Origin of the sequence: Glycomyces tenuis DSM 44171 (genome assembly GCF_000427885.1) — a bacterium.
Classification (GTDB): Bacteria; Actinomycetota; Actinomycetes; order Mycobacteriales; family Micromonosporaceae; genus Glycomyces; species Glycomyces tenuis.
Genome location: NZ_ATYW01000003.1, coordinates 359559 through 386238, shown reverse-complemented (window position 1 = coordinate 386238; position 26680 = coordinate 359559). Strand labels below are relative to the sequence as shown.

Here is a 26680-nt window from a genome sequence, read left to right as displayed (position 1 = left end):
AGCGCTGGTGGTGCGCGTTTGTCAACCCCAATGAAACGATCGCGGCGAGGCGCTCAGGCCCGCTCGTCGAGTTCGATATAGGGGATTTTCGCATTGAACAGCCAGATTCCCTGGGTCGTGAGCCAGGCCAGGGCCCCGCCGATGATGCCGAGCGCCATCGGCCACAACACGTCCCAGCCACTGGACTCGACCGCCCACAGTGCCGCCCCGAACACCCCGAGTTTCGCCGCATACGTGAGCAAGGCCACGGGAAGAGTGAGACGTAGGTCAATCTTTTCAGCTCCTGCGACCGCCCAGACGGAGGCGGCGAAGCCGAGGGAGGCGAGCGCGACACCGCCCGCCGCGCCCGCCGCGGCGCCCGCGCCGTCGACGACGAGGCCGATGAGCGCGGCGAGGACCACCGCGATCCCCGCCACTGCCGAGCACGGCTTCAAGAAGCCCCGCGCGGCCTTCACGAGTCGCCTTCCAGCGCGTCGGCGACCGGTTCGAGCGCGTCCTCGAGCTGGTCGGCGATCTGGGAGTAGACGGCGCGGCTCAGCCCCCACGGGTCGGACAGCTCGTCCTCGGGGTGGTCGCCGCGGCGCTTGGAGGCCAGCGCCACCAGGGCCCTGCCTCTGGCGGCGGCGTCGCCGTCGGGCAGCTCGGCGGCGCCTCGCTCGAGGATGTCGCCGACGATGCGCCCGAACTGGCGGACCAGGAAGGTCCGGTCCTCGGCTTCGGGGAAGCGCTCGGCGATGTACTCGCGGTGCACGGCGGTGGCCACCAGGATCAGGTCCGAGCTCTCGACGTGGGCGCGGTCGATGTGGCGGGCGCGGTGCCCTCCGGGCTCGAAGCCCCGCTCCTCCAGCTCGTGCGCGGCATCGGCCTCCATCGGGTCGCCCTCGTGGTAGCTGGAGATGCCCGCGCCGTGGTTGAGCACGTCGTCGCCGGTGAGCCCGTCGAGGATGCGCTCGGACATCGGCGAGCGGCAGATGTTGCCGGTGCACACGTGGAGGATCGTGAAGGGCGCGGCGCTCATTCCGAGCTTTCCTCAGCGAGTTCGTCCTCGGTCTCCCGGTCTTCGGGGCGCTCGCCGGGGCCGTAGCCGTCGGCGTCGAGCACCTCGGGCACGATCTTGCGGATCTGCTCGACGGTCAGCGCGCCCTCGCGCAGGACCTGCGGCGGGTCGGCGACGCAGTCGACGATGGTCGACGGGAGGTTGTCTTCCGAGGCTCCGGCCTCGAGGTAGACCGCGACGTCGGCGCCGAGCTGCGCCTTCGCGTCGGCGGCGGTCTCGGCGGGCGGCTGCCCGGTCTTGTTGGCCGAGGAGACGGCCATCGGGCCGGTCTCCTTGAGCAGCTCCAGCGCGAGCGGGTGCAGCGGCATCCGCACCGCGACGGTGCCGTCGGTGTCGCCGAGGTCCCAGGTCAGGCTCGGGGTGTAGGGCACGACGACGGTGAGCGGGCCGGGCCAGAACGCCTCGATGAGCTCCTTGGCCGAGGCCGAGACGTCGGAAGCGATCCCGTCGAGGGCGCGTTTGGAGCCGATGAGCACCGGCGGGGCCATGTCCCTGCCGCGGCCCTTCGCGGCGAGGAGCGCGCGCACGGCGGCGTGGGAGAAGGCGTCGCATCCGATCCCGTAGACCGTGTCGGTCGGGATCACGACGAGCTTGCCGCCGCCGACGGCCCGCGCGGCGGACTTGAGCCCGGTGGCGCGGTCTTTGATCTTCCTGCAGTTGAACAGCCTCACGGCGACAAGCCTAGCCTCCCGGTGGCGAAGCGCGAGCGCCCCGCCAGGTCCCGGTGGTCGGCGACCTCGGTGAAACCGGAGACCCGCAGGATCTCGGGCGCGGCCTTGCCGTGCGTGTCGTCGTGCTCGAAGCCGTACCAGCCGCCGGGCGCCAGCCAGCGGGCGGCGCGCAGCGCGAGCGGCTGGATGACCGCCAGTCCCGCCTCGTCGGCGTAGACCGCGCCCGAGGGGTCGAAGTCGACCTCGGGGGCGACCTCCATGTCCATGGGCACGTACGGCGGGTTGGCGACGACGAGGTCGACCAGGCCGTCGAGCTCGGCGAGGGTGCCCGCCGCGACGGCGTCGGCCAGGACCGGCACCGCTCCGGTGCCCTCGAGGTTCGACTCCATCCACTCGAAGGCGTCGGGGTCGGCCTCGACGGCCCACACGCGGGCGTCGGTCCGCTCGGTGGCGATCGCGTGGGCGATCGCGCCCGAGCCGGAGCAGGCGTCGATGACGACGCCGCCTTCCGGGAGGTGTTCGAGGGCCCAGTCGACGAGCAGTTCGGTCTCCGGCCGGGGCACGAACACGCCCGGTCCGACGGCGATCTCGCCGTAGCGGAACGGGGCTGCGCCGGTCAGGTGCTGGAGCGGTTCGCGAGCGCCGCGCCGCTCGAGAAGCCCGACGAAGACGAACGCCTGCCCAGCGGTCGGGGCTCCGGCCGTCAGCAGTTGGCTGCGCTTCAACCCGGTGACATGAGCGGCCAGCAGCTCCGCGTCGACACGCGGTGAAGGCACACCCGCCTCGCCCAGCAGCTCCGTCGCCTCGGCGATGAACTCCCGCCAGGTTTTGAAGGGCGAGGCCCCGTCCTTACTGTCCATCGCCCCCGGCCATGCGCTCGGCCCGGTCGGCGGCGGCGAGGGCGTCGAGGACCTCGTCGAGCTCGCCGTCCATGACGTGGTCGAGGTTGTAGGCGGTGAAGCCGATCCGGTGGTCGGTGAGCCGGTTCTGCGGGAAGTTGTAGGTGCGGATTCGCTCGGAGCGGTCGGCGGTGCGCACCTGCGAGCGCCTGGCCTCCCCCGCGGCGGCGGCGGCCTCCTCCTGCTGCTTGGCGAGCAGGCGGGCGCGCAGGACGCGCAGCGCGGCCTCCTTGTTCTGGAGCTGGCTCTTCTCGTTCTGGCTGGTGACGACGATGCCGGTGGGCTCGTGGGTGAGCCGCACGGCCGAGTCGGTGGTGTTGACCGACTGCCCGCCGGGCCCCGAGGAGCGGTAGACGTCGACGCGGACGTCGTTCATGTTGAGTTCGACGTCGACCTCTTCGGCCTCGGGCATGACGACCACGGCCGCGGCCGAGGTGTGCACGCGCCCCTGGGACTCGGTGACCGGCACGCGCTGGACGCGGTGGACGCCGCCCTCGAACTTCATGCGGGACCACACGCCGTCGCCGCCCTCAGGGGCGCCCTTGGTGCGCACGGCGATCGAGGAGTCCTTGATGCCGCCCAGGTCGGTGGGCACGCTCTCCAGCGTCTCGACGGCCCAGCCGCGGCGCTCGAAGTAGCGCAGGTACATGCGCATGAGGTCCCCGGCGAACAGGCCGGACTCCTCGCCGCCGGCGCCGGCCTTGATCTCGATGATGACGTCCTTGGAGTCGTCCGGGTCGCGCGGGATCATCAGCTCGGCGAGCTTGGACTCGAGTTCGGGGATGGCCTTCCGCAACCGCTCGGCCTCGTCGGCGAAGTCGGCGTCCTCGGCGGCGAGCTCCTCGGCGGTCTCGAGGTCGTCCTTGGCGGCGGCGATGTCGGCGGCGGTCTTGGCGATGGGGCCGAGTTCGGCGTAGCGGCGTCCCACGCGCCGGGCCTGGCCGGGGTCGGCGTGCAGGGCCGGGTCGCCCATCTGCGCCTCGAGGTCGTGGTACTCGGCGAGGAGCGAGGCCAGGCGGTTGTCGGCGGCGGTGGACATGGGCGGTCCCTTCGGATCGAAAGCCGGTGGAGGAGCGGACGGAAAACGCGCAGCGCCCGTGCCCGGAGGCACGGAGCGCTGCGCTGAGCTAATTTATGACTCGCAAGCTTCGTCATGGACGGAGTTACTTGCCGGCCTTCTCCTGGGCCTTGGCGTAGCGGGCCTTGAACTTGGCCACGCGGCCGCCGGTGTCGAGGATGCGCTGCTTGCCCGTGTAGAACGGGTGGCACTTGTTGCAGGTCGCCGCCTGGATCTTCCCGCTGGTCTCCGTCGAGCGGGTGGTGAAGCTGTTCCCGCAGGAGCAGGTCACCTCGGTGACCACGTACTCAGGGTGGATGCCCTGTTTCATGAGTTTCCCTCTCTGTTCGGTCGCCGGGTCGGCCCCTGCCAACGCGCTTCGCGCGGGGCGGGCCGTGAACCGGTACCGCATCGGGCCCCGGAATCCAGGGCGCTTGGCGTGTGCGCGACCTGCGCACCGATTGACCATGGTAAGCCGTGAGGCCGCTCTCAGCCGGAGCGGCCTCACGGCCGCCGGGCTCAGTCCGGCGTCGACTGCTTGACGATCGACATCAGGAACTCGGCGTTGGTCTGCGTCTTCTTCAGCCGGTCGAGCAGCAGGTCGATCGCCTGCTGCGGCTCCAGCGAGGACAGGACCCGGCGGAGCTTGAGCATGACCGCCTGCTCCTCGGGGCTCATCATGAGCTCGTCCTTGCGGGTGCTCGACTGGTGGACGTCGATGGCCGGCCAGGTGCGCTTCTCGGCGATCTTGCGGTCGAGCTTGAGCTCGGCGTTGCCGGTGCCCTTGAACTCTTCGAAGATGACCGTGTCGCCCATGGAGCCGGTCTCGACCAGCGCCGTGCCGAGGATCGTCAGCGAGCCGCCGTGCTCGATGTTCCGGGCCGCGCCGAGGAAGCGCTTCGGCGGGTACAGCGCCGTCGAGTCGATGCCGCCCGACAGGATCCGCCCCGAGGCGGGCGAGGCGTTGTTGTACGCCCGGCCGAGCCGCGTGATGGAGTCGAGGAGCACGACCACGTCGTGTCCGAGTTCGACCAGGCGCTTGGCGCGCTCGATGGCGAGTTCGGCGACGGTGGTGTGGTCCGACGGCGGGCGGTCGAAGGTCGAGGCGATGACCTCGCCCTTGACCGAGCGCTGCATGTCGGTGACCTCTTCGGGCCGCTCGTCCGCGAGGACCACCATGAGGTGGCACTCGGGGTTGTTCGTGGTGATCGCATTGGCGATCGCCTGGAGCACCATCGTCTTGCCGGCCTTGGGCGGGGAGACGATGAGGGCCCGCTGGCCCTTGCCGATCGGGGCCACCAGGTCGATGACGCGGGTGGTCAGCGCGTTCGGCTCGGTCTCCAGGCGCAGGCGCTCGTTCGGGTACAGCGGCGTGAGCTTGTAGAAGTCGTCGCGGTTCTTGGCGTCGTCAGGGCTCATCCCGTTGACGGTGTCCAAGCGGACCAGCGGGTTGTACTTCTCACGGCGCTGCTTGCCGCCACCGCCGCCGTTGCCCTCGTCGCCGCCGCGGCCGGGCTTGACCGCGCCGGTGATGGCGTCGCCGCGGCGCAGCCGGTGCTTGCGCACCTGCGACATCGAGACGTAGACGTCGTCCGGGCCGGCCAGGTAGCCGGTGGTGCGGATGAACGCGTAGTTGTCGAGGATGTCGAGGATGCCGGCGACCGGGACGAGCTGCTCGTCGTTCTGGTTGCCGCGCTCGAAGTCCTCGCCGCCGCGGTTGTTGCCGCTGGAGCGGCGACGGTCGGAGCGGTCGCGGCGCTTGCGGCGGCGCCCGCCCTCGTTCTGGTCGTCGCGGTCGCCTCGGTCGCCCTCCTCGGGGAGCTTGCGACCCGTGACTTGGCGTTGTTCGTCGCGGTCGGCCCGCTGCTCGCCGCGGCGCTCGGGGCGCCCTTCGGTCTCAGCGGTGTCCGTCTCCTCGGAGCGGCGCTCGTTCTGCTCGGACCGCTCGCCGCGGACGCGGCGGCGCCGAACCGGACGGTCCTCATCGGACTCGTCGGCGGCGGGCGCCGTCTCGGTCTCCTCGGCGGAGTCGCGGGACGCCTCCTGGCGGCGGCGCGGCTGCGGCGGTCCAGCCGGGCGAGTGGCGCGGCGGACGCTGCCGCCGTTCTTGGCGTCGGCGCCCTCGGTGGAGCCGCCCGCGGCGGGCTCGGCTTCGGCGGCGGCCGTCGAGGCCTCGGTGGTCGGTGTGTGTTCGGAGTCAGGCACTGGCGGGGCCTCCTGTTCTGCGCTGGCACCGCCGGATTCCGAGCCGTTCGCCTGCTGCGTCTGGATCGCCGCGATCAGCTCGCTCTTGCGCATCCGGCCAACGCCGGTGATGCCGAGCGATTGCGCCATCTGCTGGAGCTCGGGCATCAGCATAGAGGCCAAACCGGTGCCTGCCCGGCGACGCTTCTTGGTCTCCGGGAGAGCCCCCGGAGCCGACGCCGCACTGCTATTCCGGTCCGACGTCGTGCCGGTGGTGTCGCTCAATGGATTCCTTCCCTGGCGGAGCACTTCGAATCGAATTCGAGAAGTTTCCGCGTCTTTCAAATAGCCGCAATGCCGATGTTCTGGTTTGCGTCCCGCCATCGCGTCGTCCACCGCGCGCTAGTCGAATGGTCGCGGTGGATGTGGTGCAACAGCTGGTCCTGGGTACACCCTGGGGCAGTCCGCTGAGCAGACGGTCCCGAATGAGGCGGTGCCTCTGGGCCTGCGACTCGACGGCCCGCGATAGATGATCGACGCGCACGGTGCGATACGTGATTGCGATCCTCGCCGGAGCCGAGGCCCCAGCGCCACACGTGGGACTCCACGGATGCGAAGTCGGAACTGTGCCATGTCACGCTAGAGCTATGCAAAGTCACAAATCCATGATTGAGGGTGATGACCCAAACAAGAGATCAGGCGTGCGCTGGATGCGCCGCAGCTGTTGTGACTACAAGCATAATCAAGGCTTCAAGCAGTCACGACACCGGGTGGTCGTCTACGAGGAATAGTAGCGCACCCGGCCCACCGCCACCAACAGACCCGAGGATCACTCGTTTTCCGAGCTGAGCGCCTCCTGAGGAGCTGTTCGTCCGCTCACTTGAGGGTGCCGACGCGCGGCTCTCAAGCTTCGCCGTGACGGTTCGCGGAGCCGTCGACCGGCCCCGTCCGTGATGTTCGCGAGTCATGAGTCTACCCGACTCGCGACGACCGCGGCGCCGCCCGCGACGTCCAGGCGCATGACCTCGAACCCCGCCGGCGCGAAAGCGGACAGGCCTTCGGAATTCGGCCCGCCGTCCACGCTCAGCGCGATGACGGTCGGTCCCGCGCCTGAGATCGCGGCCGCCACACCGGCGGCACGCAACTGTTCCAACAATCGCGCGCTCTCCGGCATTCCCTCCGCCCGCCGCGACTGGTGAAGCCGGTCACCGGTGGCGTCGAGCAGCCGCGAGGGCTTGCGGGTGATGGCGTCGACCAGGAGCGCGGCCCGCGAGAGGTTGAAGACGGCGTCGGCGTACGGGACGCGCTCGGGCAGCGCCGCGCGGGCGGCCGCCGTCAGGCCTTTGCTCTCGGGCACGAACACCCACGGGTGCACGCGCGGGGAGGGCTCGAGGCTGACCGCCCGAGATCCGTCCTCAGTGGTGTAGGCGATGGTGAAGCCGCCCAGGAGGCACGGCGCCACATTGTCCGGATGGCCTTCGATCTCACCGGCCAGCGCGAGCTGCTCGGCGCGGCTCATGCCGCCGCCGGCCAGCGCGTCGGCGAGCATGATCCCGGCGACGATCGCCGCCGAGGAGGAGCCGAGGCCGCGTGCGTGCGGAATCTTGTTGCGGCACTTGAGCTTCAACTCCGGCGCCTGGACGCCGATGGCGTCGAAGGCGCGCAGCATGGCGGCGGCGACGAGGTGGCGCTCGTCGGAGGCGACGGTGCCGGCGCCCTCACCCTCCACTTCGACCGTGACGCCGCCGCTCGCGCCTTCGAGCGCCGTGGCGGTCACCTCGTCGAACAGACCCAGTGCGAGACCGAGCGAGTCGAAGCCCGGCCCGAGGTTGGCGGAGGTCGCCGGGACCCGCACGGTGGCCGAACCCGTCGTCATCAGAGGCCCAAAGCGGTGGCGGTCTGCACGACGTCGACGGGCACCGTCTGCGGCTGGGGCGCGGTGGAGACGGCCCAGTCGGGGTCCTTGAGCCCGTTGCCGGTCACCGTGCACACCACCGTCTGTCCTCTGTCGAGCCAACCGGCTTCGGCCTGCTTGAGCAGCCCGGCCACCGAGGCGGCGCTGGCGAGTTCGACGAAGACGCCCTCCGAGCGGGCCAGCAGCATGTAGGCGGCGTGGATCTCGCGGTCGGTGGCGGCGATGATCTTCCCGCCCGACTCCTTCTCCGCGTCGAGGGCCTTGGCCCACGAGGCGGGGTTGCCGATGCGGATGGCGGTGGCGATGGTCTGCGGGTGCTCCACGACCCGGCCGTTCACGATCGGGGCCGCCCCGGCGGCCTGGACGCCGAGCATCCGGGGCCGCCTGGTGGCCGCGCCGTCGGCGAAGTCCTCGTTGTACCCCAGCCAATAGGCGGTGATGTTCCCCGCGTTGCCGACCGGCAGGCAGTGGACGTCGGGGGCGTCGCCGAGGACCTGGACGATCTCGTACGCCGCGGTCTTCTGCCCGAGGATCCGGTTGCGGTTGAGGTGGTTGACCAGGGTGACCGGGTAGTCCTGCGAGAGCTTGTCGGCGACGGCCAGGCAGTCGTCGAAGTTCCCGTCGAGCTGGAGCAGCTTCGCGCCGTGGACGAGGGCCTGGGCGAGCTTGCCGAGGGCGATCTTCCCGGCCGGGACGAGCACGGCGCAGGTGATGCCCGCGCGGGCGGCGTAGGCGGCGGCCGAGGCCGAGGTGTTGCCGGTGGAGGCGCAGATGACGGCCTTCGAGCCCTCCTCGACGGCCTTGGAGACGGCCATGGTCATGCCGCGGTCCTTGAACGAGCCGGTCGGGTTGAGCCCTTCGATCTTGAGGTAGACGTCGCAGCCGGTCTTCTCGGACAGGACCGGCGCGGGCAGCAGCGGCGTCCCGCCCTCTTGGAGCGTCACCACGGGGGTGGCGTCGGTGACCGGAAGCCGGTCTCGGAATTCCTCGATGAGGCCGCGCCACCCCGGCTGAGTACAGCGTTCACTCCGGTTCGGGTGGTGGTGGGAGACGGGTGGGCGCATGGCAGATTCGGACATGTCGTCCTTATTCTCCTTCGACGCGCATGACGCTGGTGACCTGGTGCACCAGTGCCAATTGCGACAGTTCCTCAACCGTGTCCGACAGCTGCCGGTCAGCGGCGATGTGGGTCACCACGACGAGCTGGGCATCGTCGCCCCGGCCCGACTGGTGGACGGTGGCGAGGCTGACCCCGTGGTGGGCGAACGTGGCCGCCACGCGGGCGAGCACGCCGGGCTCGTCGACGACGTCGAGACTGACGTGGTAGCGGGTCCGGGCCTCGCCGATGGGTTTCACCGGCACGTCCGAGTAGGCGGCCTCAGGAGGGAACGCCGTGATCCCACCGCGCTTGTTGCGCGCTACGGCCACGATATCGCCGAGCACGGCCGAGGCCGTCTCGGTCCCCCCGGCTCCCGCCCCGTAGAACATGAGCCGCCCGGCCGACTCGGCCTCGACGAACACCGCGTTGTAGGCGCCGTTGACGTTGGCGAGCGGATGCGTGGCCGGGATCATCGCCGGGTGGACGCGCACCGAGACGCCGTCCTCCTCGCGGGTGGCGATGCACAGCGGCTTGACGACGCGGCCCTCGGCGGCGGCTGAGGCGATGTCGGCCGGGGTGACGCCGGTGACGCCCTCCCGGTAGACCTCGGAGAGGTCGACGTGGGTGTGGAAGGCCAGGGAGGCGATGAGCGCGGCCTTGGCGGCGGCGTCGTAGCCGTCGACGTCGGCGGTCGGGTCGGCCTCGGCGTAGCCCAGCTCGGTGGCCTCGGCGAGCGCCTCGGCGAAGCCGGTCCCGGTCTGCGTCATCCGGGTGCAGATGTAGTTGGTGGTGCCGTTGACGATGCCGAGGACCCGTTTGATCGTGTCGCCGTGGAGCGATTCGCGCAGCGGGCGCATGAGCGGGATCGCCGCCGCGGCGGCGGCCTCGTAGTAGAGGTCGGCGCCGCCGGCCTTCGCGGCGGCGGCCATCGCGGGCATGTCCTCGGCCAGGAGCGCCTTGTTGGCGGTCACCACGGACTTGCCCTCGCCGAGGGCGGTGGTGATCCAGCTGCGGGCCGGCTCGATGCCGCCGGCGACCTCGACGACGATGTCGACGTCCTCGCGCTTGATCAGGCCGAAGGCGTCGGTGGTGAACAGGGACCGGTCGACCGGCAGGTGCGAGCGGTCCCGGCCCGCGCGCCGGACGGCGATCCCGGCGATCTCGACGGGCTCCCCCACTCGGGCGGCCAGCTCCTCCTCGCGCATTCGCATGAGGCGCACGACTTCACTGCCGACGGTGCCGCATCCGAGTAGCGCGAGTTTCATTCGCCGATTCCCTTTCTGGTGAGCTCAGCCGACGTCGAGGCGCAGGAGGTCGTCGACCGTTTCGCGGGCGAGGATCACTCGGGCTTCGCCGTGGCGGACCGCGATGACGGGCGGGCGGGGCACGTGGTTGTAGTTCGAGCCCATGGACCGGCAGTAGGCGCCGGTGCCCGGCACGGCGATCAGGTCGCCCGGAGCGACGTCGGCGGGTAGGAATTCATCTTTAACAACTATGTCGCCCGCTTCGCAATGCTTTCCCACTACTCGGGCCAGCACCGGGGCGGCCCGCGAGGCGCGCGAGGCGAGCGTGGCCGAGTAGGAGGCGTCGTAGAGCGCGGGCCGGATGTTGTCGCTCATGCCGCCGTCGACCGACACGTACAGGCGCGAAGCGCCCTGCGAGAGGGTGACGGGTTTGACGGTGCCGACCTCGTACAGCGTGAACACGGCCGGGCCGATGAGGGTGCGGCCGGGCTCGATCGACAGGCGCGGGACGGGGAGGCCCGCCGCTCCGCACTCGGCCTCGACGATCTTGCCGAGCGAGGCGGCGATGTCGGCGGGCGGCTGCGGGTCGTCCTGGCTCGTGTAGGCCATGCCGAAGCCGCCGCCGAGGTCGAGCTCGCCCATCGGCTCGTCGATCTCGCCTTGGAGCTGCGCGAACAGGCGCACCAGGCGCGCGGCCGAGACCTCGAACGCGGAGGTGTCGAAGATCTGGGAGCCGATGTGGGAGTGCAGGCCCGCCAGGTACATGTTCGGGGAGGCCGCGACGCGGCGCGCGGCCTCGTGGGCGTCGCCGTCGGCCAGCGAGAAGCCGAACTTCTGGTCCTCGTGGGCGGTGGCGATGTACTCGTGCGTGTGGGCCTCGACGCCGACGTTGACGCGGACCATGACGTGCGGCCGGACGCCCAGCTCGGCGCCGATCGCGTCGAGGCGCTCGATCTCGGTGTAGGAGTCGGCGACGATGCGCCCGACCCGCAGCTCGACGGCCTGCCGCAGCTCGGCGAGGGACTTGTTGTTCCCGTGGTAGCCGAGGCGGTAGGGCTCGATCCCGGCGGCGAGCGCGACGGCCAGCTCCCCGGCGGTGCACACGTCGACGTTCAGGCCCTCCTCGACCGCGGCGCGGAGCACGGCCTTGGAGCAGAACGCCTTCGCGGCGTAGAACACGTCGGCGCCGGTGAAGGCCTTGGACCAGGCGCGGCAGCGGGCGCGGAAGTCGTCCTCGTCGAGGACGTAGGCCGGGGTGCCGAACTCGGCGGCCAGCTCGCCGACCGGGACGCCTCCGACGCGCAGGACGCCCTCGTCGGAGCGTTCGACGCCGGAGGCCCACAGCTGCGGCAGCAGCGCGTTGACGTCGTCGGGCACGCCCAGCCAGGCGGGGCTCAGGGCGGAGAAGTCGCCGTGCATCGCGCCGGCTTCGTGAATGTGCATCACATGCGCTCCGGGGCCGAGACGCCGAGCAGGTCGAGCGCGTTGGCGAGGACGACGCGGGTCGCGTCGACCAGCCACAGGCGGGCCCGGCCGGTGGGCGTCTGGGGTTCGTCGCCGACCGGCAGGACCCGGCAGTCGTGCTGGAACCGGTGGTAGGCGCCGGCCAGTTCCTCGGCGTAGCGGGCCACCCGGTGCGGCTCGCGCAGCTCGGCCGCGGTGGCGACCGTGGCCGGGAACTCGGCGAGGGCCTTGAGCAGGTCGGACTCGCGCGGGTGCGTCAGGAGCGAGGCGTCGTAGCCGTCGCCCTTCGCGACGCCGCGCTCGGCGGCGTTGCGGAGCACGCCGTGGGTGCGCGAGTGCGCGTACTGCACGTAGTAGACCGGGTTCTCGTTGCCGTGCTTGGTCCACAGGTCGATGTCGAGGTCGATCGGCGAGTCGGCCGAGTAGCGGGTGAGCGCGTAGCGGGTGGCGTCGACGCCGATGGCCTCGACGACGTCCTCCAAGGTCACCACGGTCCCCATGCGCTTGGACATCCGCACCGGTCGGCCCTCCTGCAAGAGGTTGACCATCTGGCCGATGAGGATCTCCAGGGTGCCCGGCTCGTCGCCGAAGGCCCGGCTGATCGCCTGCATCCGGCCCACGTAGCCGTGGTGGTCGGCCCCGAGCATGAGCACGAGCTTGCCGAAGCCGCGCTCGCGCTTGTTCAGATAGTAGGCGCAGTCGGCGGCGAAGTAGGTCCACGAGCCGTCGGACTTCTTGAGCACCCGGTCCTTGTCGTCGCCGAACTCGGTGGTGCGCAGCCAGGTCGCGCCCTCGGCCTCGAAGACGTGGCCGAGCTTGGACAGCCGTTCCAGGGCGGCGTCGAGCTCGCCCTGGTCGTGGAGCTCCTTCTCGTTGAAGTACACGTCGAAGTGCGTGCCGAAGTCGGCGAGGGTGGTCTTGATCTCGTTGAACATCAGCTCCACCCCGGCGACGCGGAACACCTCCCGGGGGTTCTCGGACTCGAGCGCGTCGGGATGCCGGTTCAGGACCTCGGTGGCGATCTCGTCGACGTAGGCGCCGCCGTAGCCGTCCTCGGGGACCGGCTCGCCCTTGGCGCGGGCCAGCAGCGAGTTCGCGAAGCGGTCGATCTGGGATCCGGCGTCGTTGAAGTAGTACTCGGAGGTCACCTTCGCGCCGGAGGCGCGCATGACTCGGGCGAGGGCGTCGCCCACGGCCGCCCAGCGGGTGCCGCCCGCGTGGACCGGCCCGGTCGGGTTCGCCGAGACGAACTCGAGGTTGACGTGCGCGCCCTTCATCGACTCGTTGTAGCCGTAGGCGGTGCCGGCGATCACGATCTGCCCGGCGATGCCGCCGGAGGCGGCGGCGTCGAGCGTGATGTTGAGGAAGCCGGGGCCGGCGATGTCGGTCTTCGCGACGCCGTCGAGCTCGGCCAGTCTGGCGGCGATCTCCTGGGCCAGCGCTCGCGGATTCGTGCCGGCCTTCTTGGCCACCTGGAGGGCGATCGTGGAGGCGTAGTCCCCGTGCTCGGGGTTTCGGGGTCGCTCCACGGCCGTTTCGGCGGGCAGCGCGGTGGCGTCGAGGCCGAGGTCGGCGAACGCGGCGCGCGTGGCGGACAGCACTTTCTCTGCGAGCGTCTCTGGAGTCACCAGGCAATCCTAGACGCCGGGCTTCGGCGCCCGCGAGCGATAAACCCGGTTGTGGCGCGCTTGCGCGGCGCCGTGAGGCGCGGCCGGTAAGCTCCATTGCGTCCCGGCATCGACTGGAAGGCCCCGGCCATGATCACCGCCCGTTCCCGCTCCGCCGTCCTGGCCGCCGCCTGCGTCGCGGTCTTCGCCGCCGGGTGCGGCGCCGAATCGGACTCCGGTTCCGGCGGCACCGGCTCCGAGGTCGCCGACGAGACGGCCGCGCAGGAGGCGCCGGCCGAGGTCGAAGGCGTGCAGAACTTCTACGGCGAGCACGCCGACTACCCGACCGCGATGGCCGCGATCGACGGCGGCGAGGTCACCGCCGAGGACCTCGAGCACCCCTGGGTGGTGCAGCAGGACCACGTCGACGCCTCCGCGAACTGGGACGGCACGCTCCCGAGCTACCAGACGACGCCGCCGGCGGGCGGGAACCACCTGAGCATCTGGCAGACCTGCACCGGCACGGTCTACGACGGGCCGATCGTCGACGCCAACGCCGTCCACTCGATGGAGCACGGCGCGGTGTGGCTGACCTACGACCCCGAGCTCGTCGACGAGGCGCAGATCGCGTCGCTGGCCGAGAAGATCGAGGGCCGCGACTACAGCCTCATGAGCCCCTACCCCGGCCAGGGCGTCGCCGTCTCGCTCCAGTCGTGGGGCAACCAGTACCGGACCGAGGACCCTGCGGATCCGAACATCGACGCCTACCTGGACGCCTACATCCTCAACGAGGCGTACAACCCCGAGCCGAACGCGACCTGCGCGGGCGGCAACCTCGCGCTCGCGGAGTGATCGCGCTCCCGCCGCGGACGCCGCTCGACGTGGTACGAGCAACTCTCCGGAACGGCGCTGTCATGCGACCGGGTAAGGTGGCGTACGCGAGCGAGCATCACCGGGGTCACTTCCGGCGTCGCCGCCGCTACCATCCCGAAGTCGACGAATAAGGCTCTCCGCGCGAAATGGCATCCAAGAAGCAAACCTCCTCGAAGTCCGCGAAGAACGCGGCGTCGAAGTCCGCTAAGAACGCGGGCTCGAAGTCCGCCAAGGGCACGGCTTCGAAATCCGCTAAGAACGCGGGTCGCAAGGGCCGCGCCGTCCAGGTCGCCCAGCCGAAGCCGTGGGGGCTCATCCTCACCTTCTCCGCCGTCGGCGTGGTCGCGCTCGGCCTCATCGCCGCGGCCGTGTTCGTCGTCTGGGACCGCAGCCGGCCGCCGGAAGGCGTCACCGACTTCTACGGCGAGTACGCGAACTACCAGGAAGCGTCCGAGGCGATCGACGACGGCGACATCACCGCCGAGGACCTCGAGCACCCGTGGGTGATGCAGCAGAACCACCTCGACGCCGACGAGGACACCACCAACGACACGCCCACCTACGAGGTCACCCCGCCCGCGGGCGGCAACCACCTGAGCCAGTGGCAGACCTGCACCGGCACGGTCTACGCCGAGCCGATCGCCGACGGCAACGCCGTCCACTCCCTCGAGCACGGCGCGGTGTGGCTGACCTACGACCCCGAGCTCGTCGACGACGACCAGGTCGCCGCCCTGTCCTCGAAGATCGAGGGCCGCGACTACAGCCTCATGAGCCCCTACCCCGGCCAGGGCGTCGCCGTCTCGCTCCAGGCGTGGGGCGTGCAGTACCAGACCGACTCGGCCGACGACGCGAAGATCGACGAGTTCCTCAACTACTACATCCAGAACGGCGACAACCTCGCCGAGATGAACGCCACCTGCACGGGCGGCGTGTCCACCACGCAGGCGGCCACCGGCGGGAGCGAGACTGACATGACCGAAGAGGAGATGGCGGCACTGCTCGAGGAGATGGAGAGCAGCGCCCCCGCCGAAGGAGAGGGCTAGCCCCGAATGAGCCGTCTGTGGCAGAAGCCCGCCGTCCTGGTCGCGATCGCCGCCGTGCTGATGCTCGGCGCCGGGTTCGCGATCGGGTGGGTGAGCGCCACCGCGACGCCCGGCAACGACTCCCCCGAGGCCGGCTTCGCGCGCGACATGCAGACCCACCACCAGCAGGCCGTCGCGATGGCCATGTACGAGTGGCAGAACGGCGAGGACGAGGCGATGCGCGCGATCGCCTACGACATCGCCACCGCGCAGGCCGCCGAGATCGGGATGATGCGGTCGTGGCTGCGCGAGTGGGACGTCCAGCTGAGCAGCGGCGAGCCGATGGCGTGGGCCGGCGAGGAGCACGCCCACGGCGCGGAGGACGGCGGCCTGATGGCCGGCATGGCCACCGACGCGGAGATGGCCGAGTTCCAGCAGCTCACCGGCTATGAAGCGGACGTCATGTTCGCCGAGCTGATGATCGACCACCACATCGGCGGCATCGAGATGGCCGAGACCGTCGTCGAGCTGAGCGACGACGAGACGGTCGTCGGCGCGGCGAGCCGGATGATCACCGTCCAGAAGGGCGAGATCGCGAACATGGAGGGCCACCTCGAACGGATCCTCGCCGCCGCCGAAGGCACGGAAACGGAATAGGGGCGGGCATGAGCTACGGCTGGGGCCCCGGCTACGGCGACCCGTCGCACCCGACGACGGGCGAGCTGCCGAAGGTCGGCGACGGCAGGCGCGGCACCGACGAGATGCGGACCGTGCAGATCGACGCCGTGACCGATCCGGCCCTGCCGCGCGTGGGCGGCGACACCGACGGCTTCGCCCGCGTCGGCGACGGCATGCGCGGCACCGTCGGCGGCCTGTCCGTGCAGATCGACCGCGTCCAGGACCCCGAGGCGCGGCGCCCGGTGGGCGACACGCAGCTGCTCCCCCGGATCGCCCCCAAGCCGAAGCAGGCCGAGGAGCCGGTGCCGCCGGCGGCCGCGAAGCGGCCGGGCCAGGCGGACTCGCGGCACATGCCGGTGCTCAGGCGCCAGATGGGGCCGGACTGGACGCACATGCCGCTGCGGCTCCTGGCCGCGGCCGTGGTGACGCTGGTGGTGCTGGGGGTCTCCGCGGCGAGCCTGATCTACATCGCGGAGTGGATCAACCCTTAACGCCGTCCCGGAGTCTTCGCCGATGTGTCGGTGGTCCGGGAGACCATGGAGCCCGACGAAAGGAGCTCCAGATGCCGACATGGGACGACGTCGTCGCGATCGCGAAGCGGTACCCGGAGGTCGAGGAGACCACGAGCTGGCGGTCCCCGTCGCTGAAGGTCAAGGGCAAGTTCTTCGCGAGGCTGCGCGACGAGGCCGAGGGCGGCCTGGCGATCGTGTGCGAGCCGGGCGAGAAGGAGGCCCTGCTGGCCTCGGGGGACAGCGCCTATTACACGACGCCGCACTACGACGGGTACGCGATGATCCTGGTCGACCTCGAGAAGGTCGAGCCCGAGCGGCTCGAGGAGCTCGTGGAGGACGCCTGGCTGCTGAAGGCGCCGGTCAGGGTCCGCCAGGCCTACGAGTCCGCCCAGAACTGAAAGGCCGCGGCCCGCCGTACGGCGGGCCGCGGGCCCGCGACCGGGATCAGGGATTGGTGTTGAGGCTCCAGGCGGCCACGGTGCCCTCGCCGGAGCCGGTGACCGCGACGGGGTGGCCGTCGACGTCGGCGACCTCGACGGCCATGAGCGCGTCGGCATCGGTGTACTGCGCGAACATCCCAGTGACCGGCTCGCCTGTCTCGAAGTCGAACAGGCTCAGCCCTTGAGTGCCGCGCACGAGCACCTGGACACCGTCGCCGACATCGACGAGCTCGATCTCCTCGACGGTCTGGTACTGCTCACTGAGCGCGGGGCCGTACTTCTCGCCGCTGGTGAGGTCCCAGCCCTGGATGGTTCCGGCCGCGTCGGCCGTGAACATGACCGGCACGTCGTCGACGACGCCGAACCTCGCGGCGACCACCTCGCTGCTCTGCTGGTCGAAGGTGGCGCCGATGTACTCGCCGGTCTCCAGATCGGAGACGAAGACCCGGTTCTCCTCGACGCCGACGCCTCTGAGCGTGCCGTCGATCTCGGCCAGCGTCCAGAACGACGCATAGGAAGTGCTCGTCGTGTCGATCTCCGCTCCGGTGAAGGCCTGGTATATGGAGTAGTCGTCGGCGTAGGCGGGCGTCCCGTCGACCTCGCCGACCCAGAAGAAGTCGCCGGTGTTGGCCTCGCGAGGCTGGCTCACCGTCGTGTAGTCGTCGAGGTACCAGACGTGCTCTTCGTAGGTGTCGGTGGAGAGCACGACGGGGCGGTCGCCGTCGGCGGTGACCACGAGGTCGACGACCGGTTCCTTGTGGCCGCGGTACTCGCCGAGGAGCTCCCCCGAGCTCAGCCCCCAGACGCGGATGATGTTGTCGTCGCCGGCGGTGATGCCCACGGCCTCGCCGCCGACGACGGCGGTCTCGACGGCCCTGACGGTGCCGACGTGGGCCCCCTCCTCGAGGAGCACGGGATCGCCGACGACGGCGCTGTCGAGCTCGGCCGTACCCGACTCCTCGCCGGTTCCGGCCTGGGAGGAGTCGCTCTCGCCGCTGCCGCTGTCGGCGTCCTCGGTCTCGGCGGCCTCCTCGTCCGGCTGCTCGGCCGCGGTGTCGCCCTCGTTGGATCCCGTGCCGTCCTCGGAGTCGCCGATGAGGCCGGGGACCAGGATGAGCGCGAGGACCAGGACGACCGCCAGACCTGCGGCCCCCACGGTGATCATGCCGGTCTTGCTCTTGAGCCAGGCGCCGACGCCGCCTCCGCTCTGCGCGGGCGGCAGCGGGGCGCCCGGCATGGACGCCGGGGTCTGGATCGGGCCGGTCATGTGCGGCGGCATCGGCGCCCCCGGCGTCGGCATCGGCGAGCCGGGCGGCATGGGCCCGCCCGGGGTCGGCATCCCGGGCGCGGCCATCGGGACCGTCGGCCCGGCGGGCTGCGAGGTCACCTGCGGCGGCAGTGCCGGGCTCGGCACCGGCGGCGGGGACGAGGCCAGCGCCTGGGCCACCAGGCCGCCTTCGGAGACGGCCAGTTCGGGCTGCTCGATCGCGGCGGGGGCGAGGCCGAGCTCGCGGTGGAGCATCGTCGCCACCAGTGGCATCCGGCTGGCCGCGCCGACCAGGAACAGGCCCGCGAGCTGGTCCTTGGGCAGCCCCGATTCGCGGATGACGCCCTGCGTGATGCGGACGGTCCGCTCGATCAGCGGTGCCGCCACGGACTCCAGTTCGTCGCGGGTGAGGTGCGCGTCGATGTCGAGCAGCGGGATCGTCAGGTCGGTGGAGGTGCTGCGCGAGAGCCGCTCCTTGGCCTGGCGCACCTCTTCGAGGAAGGCGGTGCGGTGGCGCAGGTCGGCCCGCTCGATCGGGGCGGTGAGGCGCTGCCAGCGCTCGTCCTCGGGCTGGACGCTCGCGGCCACGTGCTCGGCGAGGGCCTGGTCGAAGTCGAGGCCGCCGAGGTCGTCGGCGCCGTCGACGGCCAGCACGTCGAAGCCGGTCCCCGAGCGGCGCAGGACCGTGGCGTCGAAGGTGCCGCCGCCGAGGTCGTAGACGACGACGCCGGAGCCGACGGGCACGTCGCTGCCGAGGGTCTCGACGAAGTAGCTGGCGGCGGCCACCGGTTCGGGCGCCAGGGCGACCTTGCCGAGCCCGGCCGCGGTGGCGGCGTCGGCGATGACGTGCCTGCGGGTCGGCCCCCACGCGGCCGGGACCGTGACGGTCACCGGGCCGAGGCCGCCGAGGGTCTGCTCGCATTCGCGGGCGACGCGGCTGAGGACGGCGGCGATGACGCTGGTGACGGGCAGTTCGGTGTCACCGAGGAGGATCGTGCCGCCGTCGATGCGGCGCTTGGGGTTCGGCTCGTACCGCTCGGGCTTGCGGCGTCCGTTGTGGATGGCGTCGGTGCCGACGACGGGCCCTCCCTCGTCGTCGTTGAACACCGCGGAGGGCAGTTGCGGTGATCCGTCGAACAGCTGCTGGTGGACCCGGCCGTCGGCACGGCGGATGGACACGACCGTGTGGGAGGTGCCGAAGTCGACACTGATCGACCCGGTGCGGGGGTTGAGCTTGGACATGCAGCCACTGTAGTGAGCGGCATCCATCCGCCGTGGGGCGGAGCGGGCGAGGCCGAACCGTGGGATCCGGCCGTGACGCCACCGCGCGCGGTGTGTCAGACGATGATGCCCGCGCCCACCGTGCGGTTGTCGGATTCGTCGATGATGATGAAGCCGCCGGTGGCCCTGTTGCGGCGGTAGTCGTCGCACAGCAGCGGTTTCGTGGTGCGCAGCGTGACGCGGCCGATCTCGTTGAGCCTCAGCTCCTCGGCGCTCTCGTCGCGGTGCAGCGTGTTGACGTCGAGCTGGTACTGGACGTCCTTGACGATCGCGCGGGCGTCCGCGGTGGTGTGCTTGATCGCGTACTTGCCGCGCAGCCGCAGCGGCCGCTGCTCGTCCATCCAGCACACCATCGCCTCGACGTCCTGCGCGACGCGCGGCTGGTTGCCGGGGCGGCACAGCATGTCGCCGCGCGAGACGTCGAGCTCGTCCTCCAGGCGCACGGTGACGCTCAGCGGAGGGAAGGCCTCGTCGAGCGGTCCGTCGGCGGTCTCGATCGAGGCGATCTTCGAGGTGAAGCCGCTGGGCAGGACCATGACCTCGTCGCCGGGCTTCATGACCCCGGAGGCGATCTGCCCGGCGTAGCCGCGGTAGTCGTGGTTGTCGCTCGAGTGCGGCCGGATGACCTGCTGGACGGGGAAGCGCACGTCGACGAGGTTCCGGTCCGAGGCGATGTGGACCTTCTCCAGGTGGTGCAGCAGGCTCGGGCCCTGGTACCACGGCATGTTCTCGGAGCGCCGCACGACGTTGTCGCCCTTGAGCGCCGAGATCGGGACGACCGTCAAATCGGGGATCTCGAGCTTGGTGGCGAAGGAGCCGAACTCCTTCTCGATGCGCTTGAAGGTGTCCTCGTCGTAGTCGACCAGGTCCATCTTGTTGACGCACAGGACCATGTGCGGCACGCGCAGCAGCGAGCACAGGAACGCGTGGCGCCGCGACTGCTCGACCAGGCCCTTGCGGGCGTCGACCAGGATCAGCGCGAGGTCGGCGGTCGAAGCGCCGGTGACCATGTTGCGCGTGTACTGGATGTGGCCGGGCGTGTCGGCGATGATGAACTTGCGCTCGGGCGTGGCGAAGTAGCGGTAGGCGACGTCGATCGTGATGCCCTGCTCGCGCTCCGACCGCAGGCCGTCGGTGAGCAGCGCCAGGTCGGTGTACTCGTCGCCGCGGCCGGCGCTGACGGCCTCCACGGCGTCCCACTGGTCGTCGAAGAGCGTCTTGGTGTCGAACAGCAGCCGCCCGATGAGCGTGGACTTGCCGTCGTCGACGCTGCCCGCGGTGGCGAAGCGCAGCAGCTCGGTCGCCTCCGCGGGGGCCTCGGCTGCCAGAGTCGGAGCTTGCGTCATCAGAAGTAGCCTTCCCGTTTCCGGTCTTCCATCGCGGCCTCGGAGGTCTTGTCGTCGCCGCGGGTGGCGCCGCGCTCGGTGATGCGGGTGGCGGCGACTTCGGCGATGATCTGCTCGACGGTGGTCGCGTCGGAGCGGACGCCGGCGGTCAGGGTCGCGTCGCCGACGGTGCGGTAGCGGATCTTCTCGGCGAAGACCGTCTCGCCGTCCCTCGGGCGGATGAAGCGGTTGACCGCGTACAGCATCCCGTCGCGCTCGACGACCTCGCGCTCGGCGGCGAAGTACACCGGCGGCAGCTCGATGCTCTGGTCGCCGATGTAGCGCCAGATGTCCAGCTCGGTCCAGTTCGACAGGGGGAAGACCCGGATCTGCTCGCCGGAGTGGACGCGGCCGTTGTAGAGGTTCCACAGCTCGGGGCGCTGGTTCTTGGGGTCCCACTGGCCGAAGTCGTCGCGGAAGGAGAACACGCGCTCCTTGGCGCGGGCCTTCTCCTCGTCCCTCCTGGCGCCGCCGAAGAGCGCGTCGAACTGGTACTTCTCGGCGGCTTCGAGCAGGACCGGGGTCTGGATGCGGTTGCGGGTGCCGTCCGGGGGCTCGGTGACCAGGCCGCGGTCGATCGCGTCCTGGACGGAGGCGACGACGAGCTGGACGCCGGTGGCGGCGACGCGCCGGTCGCGGAATTCGATGACCTCGTCGAAGTTCTGCCCGGTGTCGACGTGCATGACCGGGAAGGGGATCGGCGCGGGCCAGAAGGCCTTCTGCGCCAGGTGGAGCATGACGATGGAGTCCTTGCCGCCCGAGAAGAGCAGCACTGGGCGCTGACAGGTGGCCGCGACCTCACGGAAGATGAAGATCGCCTCCGCCTCCAGCGCGGCGAGATGGCTGACGCGGTAATCGCTCACCGGCGCAACACTCCTCTCAGCAGGACCCCGGCAGGGGTTCGGTTCGTCGTGTGTCGATAGCCCGGCGCACCTGATCGAGCCGGGCCGATGTCAAGCCGCCTCGGCGATGGCCGCGAGCAGCAGCTCGGCCAGGTCGGGGCGACAGACCACCAGGTCTGGCAGGTACGGATCGGGGTTGTTGTAGCGCAGGGGGGCGCCGTCGATCCGGCTGGCATGCCAGCCGGAGGCGAGGGCTACGGCGATCGGAGCGGCCGAGTCCCACTCGTACTGCCCGCCGGCATGCACATAGGCGTCCACCTTACCCGCGACGACGGCCATGGCCTTCGCTCCAGCGGAGCCCCACGGGACGAGTTCGGCGTCGAGCGCCTCCGCGGCGGCGTGGGCCGCGGCGGGAGGCCTGGTGCGGGACACTGCGATGCGCGGGCGCTCGGGGCGCGGCCCCGGCACCGGGTAGCGCTGGTCGGTGCGCAAGGTCACACCTTGCGCGGGGAGGGCGACGGCGGCGGCGGTGAGGCCGAGGCCGCGCTGCCACAGGCCCACGTGCACGGCCCAGTCGTCCCGGCCGGCCTCGGCGTACTCGCGGGTGCCGTCGAGCGGGTCGATGATCCAGACGCGCTCGGCGCTCAGGCGGGCGGTGCCGACGCGGCCCGATTCGCCCCGGCCCTCCTCGGAGAGCACGGCGTCGTCGGCGCGCTCGGCGGCCAGGCGGCCGAGGAGGTGGGCGTTGGCCTCTTCGTCCCCCGCGGCCTTGAGGGCGCGCGGGTCCTCGAAGCCGAGTTCGGCCCGGAGTTTGAGGAGCAGCTCCCCCGCGCCGGCGGCGAGGTCGGCCGCGAGGGCGACGTCCTCGGGCGCGGCGGCGTCCGGCGCGGCCGTGGGCGGGGGGTCGCTCGCGGAGTCGGAGGCGTCGTTCATGCACGGGAGTCTACGCTGCGCCCCAAGCGCGTCCAAATGGTGGTCACAATCGTCCCGGAAAATGGGAACTACTCGCGCGTTCCCGGAACCTAGTACGCCCCATGCGGTCTGAGGATCGCGGTGACCGTGCGCAGCAGGATCACGAAGTCGAGCGAGAGCGTCCAGTGCTCGACGTAGCGCAGGTCGAGCCGCACCGCCTCCTCCCACGGCAGGTCCGAGCGCCCCGAGACCTGCCACAGGCCGGTCATCCCCGGCTTGACCGCCAGGCGGCGGCGCATGTCGGACTCGTAGGCGGCGACCTCGGTGGCCAGCGGCGGGCGCGGGCCCACCAGGCTCATGTCCCCGCGCAGCACGTTGACCAGCTGCGGGAACTCGTCGATCGAGAAGCGGCGCAGGTGCCTTCCCACCGGCGTCACGCGCGGGTCGTCCCTCATCTTGAACAGGACGCCGTCTGACTCGTTGAGGTGCGACAGCTGCGCGAGGCGCCGCTCGGCGTCGGTGTACATGGTGCGGAACTTCCAGATGGTGAACGGCCGCCCGTCCTTGCCGATGCGCTCCTGCTTGAACAGCGCCGGCCCCGGGGAGGTGCAGCGGATCAGGAACGCGGCCCCCAGCAGCAGCGGGGAGAGCGCCAGCAGCAGCGCGGCGGCGCCGATCCTGTCGACGGTGTCCTTGGCCCAGCGGCGCACGCCGGTCAGGTTGGCGTGGTCGAGGTGCAGCATCGGCAGGCCGTCGACCGGGCGGACCGTGGTGCGGTCGCCGGCGACGTCGACCAGCGCCGAGGCCACGATCAGGTCCACCTCGGACCGTTCCAGGCTCCACGCCAGCCGGCGCAGCGCCCGGCCGTCGATCTCGGGACAGGACAGGACGATGACGGTGTCGGCGCGCTCGGCGGCGACGGCCTCGGCGATGCGGTCGAAGGTGCCCCGCACGCGGGTGTTGAACTCCAGCAGCGCGCCTTCGGCGCGCTCGGTGGGCAGGCAGGCCGCGACCACGTCGAGGCCGTGGTAGTGCTCGCGCCGCAGCTGCACGATCAGCGCGGCCACAGAGGACTCGTGGCCGATCAGGACCACCCGCTTCATGCAGCGGCCCTGGCGCCGCATGCGGTGCAGCCACTTGCGCCAGCCGAAGCGCGCCACGATGGACACGGACGCGGCAGTGGGAATCGCGATGAGGACGAACACGCGCGAGGTCGGCAGCTCGAGCCCGTAGGAGACGACGGCGACGGCGGCGGTGAGCGCGACCGCGGCGTGCACGACCCGCTGGTACTCCTCGGTGCCGACGAACAGGTACCGGCTCTCGAAGGCCCGGCAGAGGCCGAGCATCGCGAGCCACACGGCCGGCATGGCGATCAGGCCGAGCGCGTAGATCTGGCTGTGGTCGTTGAGGCTGCCGAAGCGGGCCGCGAAGGCCACCGCCGCGCCGAAGACGGCGGCGACGACGTCGCTGCCCACGATCCCCGCGAAGTATTTGCGCTGCCACGTGGGCGGGCCGGTGGTGTACCCGCGGGCCTGCCGTTCGATGGAGTAGACGTGCCCCGCGGGCTCGACCTGCCTGAGATCTCCATGTGCCTCTGCTGCCGTCACAATCGATCTAACGATCGCACGAACAAAGAGTGACGCCCAAGTTACTCAGCGCCATTTCGTGCCGTCTGGGCCGCTCGGCTTCGACAGGTGCCGAGCCGTCTGCCCAACCGCGTTCCATGACGCGCTGAACCGGCCGTTCGACTTCGCTTCGAGAGGCGCTGCGCCGCCTGTCCGACGTCACTTCGACACGTTGAAGATGTTCTGGGCGGCCTCGACGCCCTTCTCGATGACGGCCTCGACAGCGTCGGCGGCCAGCTCGATGTTCAGGTCCAGATCGGCGCGCTCGGTCTTGGCGAAGTCCCTGAGCACGTAGTCGGCGGCGTCCTGGCGGCCGGGCGGGCGGCCGATGCCGAAGCGCACCCGCGCATAGTCCTTCGTCCCCAGGACCTTGGTCAGCGAGCGCAGTCCGTTGTGGCCGCCCTCGCCGCCGCCGCGCTTGACCCGCAGCTGCCCGTACGGGATGTCGAGCTCGTCGTGGACGGCGATCACCGACTCGGGCGCGATCCCGAAGTACTGCGCGAGCGGGCCGACGGATTCACCCGAGAGGTTCATGAACGTCAGGGGCTTGACGAGAATGACGCGAGGCCCGCCTACCCCCAAGCGGGCCTCGCAGACTTCGGCACGGGCCTTGCGGCTCACGGCGAATCGACCGCCGACGCGTCGGGCGAGCACGTCGGCGACCATGAAACCGACGTTGTGACGGTTCGCGGCGTACTTCGGCCCGGGGTTGCCCAGGCCGGCCACGATGGTCGAGGAGTCGGTCATGTCCTAAGTATTACTCTTCGGCGCTCACTCCGCCGAGGACGCTTCGCCCTCGGTCTCCGCTTCCTCGGTCTCCTCGGCCGCGGCCTCGGCGCGCGGGATGGTGACGGAGGCCAGCACGGTGTCGGGATCGGTCAGGAGCGTGACGCCCGAGGGCACCTGGACCTCGGCGGCGGTGCGCTGCGAGCCCACGGCCAGGCCTTCGAGGGAGACCTCGATCGACTCCGGAATGCGGGTGGCCTCGGCCTCGATGCTCAGCGAGTCGACCTCGTGGACGACCAGGCCGCCCTTCTCCACTTCACCCGTCCAGTGGACGACGACGTCGGTGGTGATCTTCTCGCCGCGGCGCACGATCAGCAGGTCGGCGTGGACGATCTCGTCGCGCAGCGGGTCGCGCTGGAGGTCCTTGGGGATGACCAGCTCGCGGCTGCCGTCGGTCACCTCGATCTCGATGAGCTGGTTGAGGCCGCCCTTGCGGAGGACGGCGGCGAACTCAAGCGAGGGAAGCGAGATGTGACGCGGCTTCTCGCCGTGGCCGTAGACCACGGCCGGCACCTTTCCAGCCCGGCGTGTACGGCGCGCACCGCCCTTCCCGAAGTCAGTGCGGGGCTCTGCGCTGATACGAACTTCGGACACGGAAATACTCCCTGATTCTCAGAAAATTCTCGCGGCGCTCGACGCTCACGTCGGCATCAGAAGGACAGAACAGTCCTGCGTTAGACCTACGCCTTTGCGTCGATAACGGCGCCCCTTCGGAGGACGCCCTCGCCGATGGCAACCCCACAAGCCTACTACGGGCGTTAACCCGCGCTTTCCACGGGCGTCGATGTGTGATCTGGGTGCGATCAGGAAAGGCCGCCGAAGAGGGTGGTGACCGAGCCGTCGTTGAAGACCTCCCAGATGGCCTTGGCGACCAGCGGCGCGATCGACAGGACGGTGATCTTGTCGAGCTCGGCGACCTTGGGCGGCAGCGGCAGGGTGTTGGTGACGATGACCTCGGAGACGGGGGCGGCGGCCAGCCGCTCGCCGGCCGGGTCGGACATGATCCCGTGCGTGGTGGCGACGACGATGTCCTCGACGCCCTGCTCCTTGAGCAGCTCGGCGGTGGAGCAGATGGTGCCGGCGGTGTCGATCATGTCGTCGATGACCAGGCAGGTGCGGCCCTCGACGTCGCCGACGACCTTGTTCGCGACGACCTGGTTCGGCTTGAGCGGGTCGCGGGTCTTGTGGACGAACGCGATCGGGCAGCCGCCGAGGCGGTCCGACCAGCGCTCGGCCAGGCGCACCCGGCCGGTGTCGGGCGAGACGACGGCCATCTGGCGGTCGGCGTACTGCTCCTCGATGTAGCGGGCCAGGGTGCCCATCGCGAACAGGTGGTCGACCGGGCCGTCGAAGAAGCCCTGGATCTGCGCGGTGTGCAGGTCGACGGTGAGGATGCGGTCGGCGCCGGCGGTCTTCAGCAGATCGGCCACGAGCCTGGCGGAGATGGGCTCGCGGCCGCGGTGCTTCTTGTCCTGGCGCGCGTACGGGTAGAACGGGAGCACCACCGTGATGCGCTTGGCGGAGCCGCGCTTGAGCGCGTCGATCATGATGAGGGTCTCCATGACCCACTCGTTGATCGGGGTGGGCATGGACTGGACCAAGAAGGCGTCGGAGCCGCGCACCGACTCCTCGTAGCGGACATAGAGCTCACCGTTGGCGAAGGAGTAGGCGCTCATAGGGGTCGGGGCGACCCCCAGATGCTTGCCGATCTCCTCCGCCAGCTCCGGATAAGCCCGTCCGGAGAACAGCATGAGCATCTTGGAGTTGGTAGCGGACATGCTCGCCATGGCGATGGTTCCCCCATAGTCGTCACCTGAACCTCGTCGCTTCAAGTGTCCCCTGCCCGAACGCAGGGCGCAC

At 70.6% G+C, this 26680-nt stretch carries 25 protein-coding genes; 5 read left to right on the top strand and 20 right to left on the bottom strand.

The window, feature by feature from the left end; translation table 11 throughout:
* Positions 1–53: 53 nt before the first annotated feature.
* The 12 genes from YWW_RS28775 to argS form a co-directional block, all read right to left on the bottom strand.
* Positions 54–455 (bottom strand): hypothetical protein, encoded by a 402-nt coding sequence (locus YWW_RS28775; protein WP_051325460.1) that lies wholly within the window; start codon positions 453–455, stop codon positions 54–56.
* A complete protein-coding gene (locus YWW_RS0106780; RefSeq protein WP_026929522.1) occupies positions 452–1018 on the bottom strand; it encodes an arsenate reductase/protein-tyrosine-phosphatase family protein in 567 nt (188 codons plus the stop codon). Before YWW_RS0106780 ends, YWW_RS28775 begins: the two co-directional genes overlap by 4 nt.
* Positions 1015–1728 (bottom strand): L-threonylcarbamoyladenylate synthase, encoded by a 714-nt coding sequence (locus YWW_RS28770; protein ID WP_051325459.1) that lies wholly within the window; start codon positions 1726–1728, stop codon positions 1015–1017. Before YWW_RS28770 ends, YWW_RS0106780 begins: the two co-directional genes overlap by 4 nt.
* Positions 1725–2588 (bottom strand): peptide chain release factor N(5)-glutamine methyltransferase, encoded by an 864-nt coding sequence (gene prmC / locus YWW_RS0106770; protein ID WP_026929521.1) that lies wholly within the window; start codon positions 2586–2588, stop codon positions 1725–1727. Before prmC ends, YWW_RS28770 begins: the two co-directional genes overlap by 4 nt.
* Positions 2578–3666 carry a peptide chain release factor 1 gene (prfA, locus tag YWW_RS0106765; RefSeq protein WP_026929520.1) on the bottom strand — a complete coding sequence of 363 codons (1089 nt, stop codon included), beginning with the start codon at positions 3664–3666 and terminating at the stop codon, positions 2578–2580. The genes prmC and prfA overlap by 11 nt, the downstream gene beginning before the upstream one ends.
* Before the next feature lie 124 nt (positions 3667–3790).
* On the bottom strand, positions 3791–4015 hold the full coding sequence (rpmE, locus tag YWW_RS0106760) for a 50S ribosomal protein L31 (RefSeq protein ID WP_026929519.1): 225 nt from the start codon (positions 4013–4015) through the stop codon (positions 3791–3793).
* A gap of 188 nt (positions 4016–4203) precedes the next feature.
* Positions 4204–6153 (bottom strand): transcription termination factor Rho, encoded by a 1950-nt coding sequence (gene rho / locus YWW_RS0106755; RefSeq protein ID WP_081687245.1) that lies wholly within the window; start codon positions 6151–6153, stop codon positions 4204–4206.
* Positions 6154–6832: 679 nt separating this feature from the next.
* Entirely contained in the window at positions 6833–7744 is a 912-nt protein-coding gene (gene thrB / locus YWW_RS28765; RefSeq protein ID WP_051325458.1) for a homoserine kinase, read from the bottom strand.
* Positions 7744–8847 (bottom strand): threonine synthase, encoded by a 1104-nt coding sequence (gene thrC, locus YWW_RS0106745; RefSeq protein WP_051325457.1) that lies wholly within the window; start codon positions 8845–8847, stop codon positions 7744–7746. Before thrC ends, thrB begins: the two co-directional genes overlap by 1 nt.
* A gap of 22 nt (positions 8848–8869) precedes the next feature.
* Positions 8870–10147: a homoserine dehydrogenase gene (locus YWW_RS0106740; RefSeq protein WP_026929516.1), complete on the bottom strand. Its 1278-nt coding sequence runs from the start codon at positions 10145–10147 to the stop codon at positions 8870–8872.
* 24 nt (positions 10148–10171) lie between these two features.
* Complete coding sequence (gene lysA, locus YWW_RS0106735) at positions 10172–11569, bottom strand: diaminopimelate decarboxylase (RefSeq protein WP_026929515.1); 1398 nt, start codon at positions 11567–11569, stop codon at positions 10172–10174.
* A complete protein-coding gene (argS, locus tag YWW_RS0106730) occupies positions 11569–13218 on the bottom strand; it encodes an arginine--tRNA ligase (protein ID WP_026929514.1) in 1650 nt (549 codons plus the stop codon). Before argS ends, lysA begins: the two co-directional genes overlap by 1 nt.
* 129 nt (positions 13219–13347) lie before the next feature.
* Between argS and YWW_RS28760 the strand changes: the two genes are divergently transcribed.
* The 5 genes from YWW_RS28760 to YWW_RS0106705 all read left to right on the top strand — a co-directional run bounded on the left by YWW_RS28760 (position 13348) and on the right by YWW_RS0106705 (position 16680).
* On the top strand, positions 13348–14049 hold the full coding sequence (locus YWW_RS28760; protein ID WP_051325456.1) for a thioredoxin-like domain-containing protein: 702 nt from the start codon (positions 13348–13350) through the stop codon (positions 14047–14049).
* A gap of 167 nt (positions 14050–14216) precedes the next feature.
* Positions 14217–15113, top strand: a complete 897-nt coding sequence (locus YWW_RS33815) for a thioredoxin-like domain-containing protein (RefSeq protein WP_051325455.1) — start codon at positions 14217–14219, stop codon at positions 15111–15113.
* 6 nt (positions 15114–15119) lie between these two features.
* Entirely contained in the window at positions 15120–15749 is a 630-nt protein-coding gene (locus YWW_RS28750) for a DUF305 domain-containing protein (protein WP_051325454.1), read from the top strand.
* Between the two features lie 8 nt (positions 15750–15757).
* Positions 15758–16261, top strand: a complete 504-nt coding sequence (locus YWW_RS0106710) for a hypothetical protein (RefSeq protein WP_026929513.1) — start codon at positions 15758–15760, stop codon at positions 16259–16261.
* Between the two features lie 71 nt (positions 16262–16332).
* Positions 16333–16680: an MmcQ/YjbR family DNA-binding protein gene (locus YWW_RS0106705; RefSeq protein WP_026929512.1), complete on the top strand. Its 348-nt coding sequence runs from the start codon at positions 16333–16335 to the stop codon at positions 16678–16680.
* 46 nt (positions 16681–16726) lie between these two features.
* Here YWW_RS0106705 and YWW_RS33810 read toward each other — a convergent pair whose 3' ends face one another.
* From YWW_RS33810 to YWW_RS0106665, 8 genes are all read right to left on the bottom strand, one after another.
* Positions 16727–19231, bottom strand: a complete 2505-nt coding sequence (locus tag YWW_RS33810; RefSeq protein WP_051325453.1) for an Hsp70 family protein — start codon at positions 19229–19231, stop codon at positions 16727–16729.
* Positions 19232–19326: 95 nt separating this feature from the next.
* Positions 19327–20616 (bottom strand): sulfate adenylyltransferase subunit 1, encoded by a 1290-nt coding sequence (locus tag YWW_RS0106695; RefSeq protein WP_051325452.1) that lies wholly within the window; start codon positions 20614–20616, stop codon positions 19327–19329.
* Positions 20616–21518 (bottom strand): sulfate adenylyltransferase subunit CysD, encoded by a 903-nt coding sequence (gene cysD, locus YWW_RS0106690; RefSeq protein WP_026929510.1) that lies wholly within the window; start codon positions 21516–21518, stop codon positions 20616–20618. Before cysD ends, YWW_RS0106695 begins: the two co-directional genes overlap by 1 nt.
* A 90-nt stretch (positions 21519–21608) precedes the next feature.
* Positions 21609–22430: a 3'(2'),5'-bisphosphate nucleotidase CysQ gene (locus YWW_RS0106685; protein WP_026929509.1), complete on the bottom strand. Its 822-nt coding sequence runs from the start codon at positions 22428–22430 to the stop codon at positions 21609–21611.
* An 89-nt stretch (positions 22431–22519) separates the two neighbouring features.
* Complete coding sequence (locus tag YWW_RS0106680; RefSeq protein ID WP_245595364.1) at positions 22520–24016, bottom strand: sugar transferase; 1497 nt, start codon at positions 24014–24016, stop codon at positions 22520–22522.
* A 177-nt stretch (positions 24017–24193) separates the two neighbouring features.
* The gene (pth, locus tag YWW_RS0106675; RefSeq protein ID WP_026929507.1) at positions 24194–24781 is read right to left on the bottom strand and encodes an aminoacyl-tRNA hydrolase; all 588 of its coding nucleotides are present in this window, start codon (positions 24779–24781) and stop codon (positions 24194–24196) included.
* Between the two features lie 24 nt (positions 24782–24805).
* A complete protein-coding gene (locus tag YWW_RS28740; RefSeq protein WP_035697976.1) occupies positions 24806–25414 on the bottom strand; it encodes a 50S ribosomal protein L25/general stress protein Ctc in 609 nt (202 codons plus the stop codon).
* A gap of 209 nt (positions 25415–25623) precedes the next feature.
* A complete protein-coding gene (locus tag YWW_RS0106665; RefSeq protein WP_026929506.1) occupies positions 25624–26607 on the bottom strand; it encodes a ribose-phosphate diphosphokinase in 984 nt (327 codons plus the stop codon).
* Positions 26608–26680 lie beyond the last annotated feature (73 nt).

Coding starts and splice junctions, on each gene's coding strand:
- lysA (WP_026929515.1), bottom strand. CDS start 11,569: ATGCACATTCACGAAGCCGGCGCGATGCACGGCGACTTCTCCGCCCTG.
- YWW_RS0106740 (WP_026929516.1), bottom strand. CDS start 10,147: ATGAAACTCGCGCTACTCGGATGCGGCACCGTCGGCAGTGAAGTCGTG.
- YWW_RS0106710 (WP_026929513.1), top strand. CDS start 15,758: ATGAGCTACGGCTGGGGCCCCGGCTACGGCGACCCGTCGCACCCGACG.
- pth (WP_026929507.1), bottom strand. CDS start 24,781: ATGACCGACTCCTCGACCATCGTGGCCGGCCTGGGCAACCCCGGGCCG.
- YWW_RS33810 (WP_051325453.1), bottom strand. CDS start 19,231: ATGTCCAAGCTCAACCCCCGCACCGGGTCGATCAGTGTCGACTTCGGC.
- YWW_RS28760 (WP_051325456.1), top strand. CDS start 13,348: ATGATCACCGCCCGTTCCCGCTCCGCCGTCCTGGCCGCCGCCTGCGTC.
- YWW_RS33815 (WP_051325455.1), top strand. CDS start 14,217: ATGGCATCCAAGAAGCAAACCTCCTCGAAGTCCGCGAAGAACGCGGCG.
- YWW_RS0106685 (WP_026929509.1), bottom strand. CDS start 22,430: ATGAACGACGCCTCCGACTCCGCGAGCGACCCCCCGCCCACGGCCGCG.
- YWW_RS0106780 (WP_026929522.1), bottom strand. CDS start 1,018: ATGAGCGCCGCGCCCTTCACGATCCTCCACGTGTGCACCGGCAACATC.
- YWW_RS28750 (WP_051325454.1), top strand. CDS start 15,120: ATGAGCCGTCTGTGGCAGAAGCCCGCCGTCCTGGTCGCGATCGCCGCC.
- thrB (WP_051325458.1), bottom strand. CDS start 7,744: ATGACGACGGGTTCGGCCACCGTGCGGGTCCCGGCGACCTCCGCCAAC.
- prfA (WP_026929520.1), bottom strand. CDS start 3,666: ATGTCCACCGCCGCCGACAACCGCCTGGCCTCGCTCCTCGCCGAGTAC.
- YWW_RS0106665 (WP_026929506.1), bottom strand. CDS start 26,607: ATGGCGAGCATGTCCGCTACCAACTCCAAGATGCTCATGCTGTTCTCC.
- YWW_RS0106705 (WP_026929512.1), top strand. CDS start 16,333: ATGCCGACATGGGACGACGTCGTCGCGATCGCGAAGCGGTACCCGGAG.
- rpmE (WP_026929519.1), bottom strand. CDS start 4,015: ATGAAACAGGGCATCCACCCTGAGTACGTGGTCACCGAGGTGACCTGC.
- prmC (WP_026929521.1), bottom strand. CDS start 2,588: ATGGACAGTAAGGACGGGGCCTCGCCCTTCAAAACCTGGCGGGAGTTC.
- YWW_RS0106695 (WP_051325452.1), bottom strand. CDS start 20,616: ATGACGCAAGCTCCGACTCTGGCAGCCGAGGCCCCCGCGGAGGCGACC.
- thrC (WP_051325457.1), bottom strand. CDS start 8,847: ATGCGCCCACCCGTCTCCCACCACCACCCGAACCGGAGTGAACGCTGT.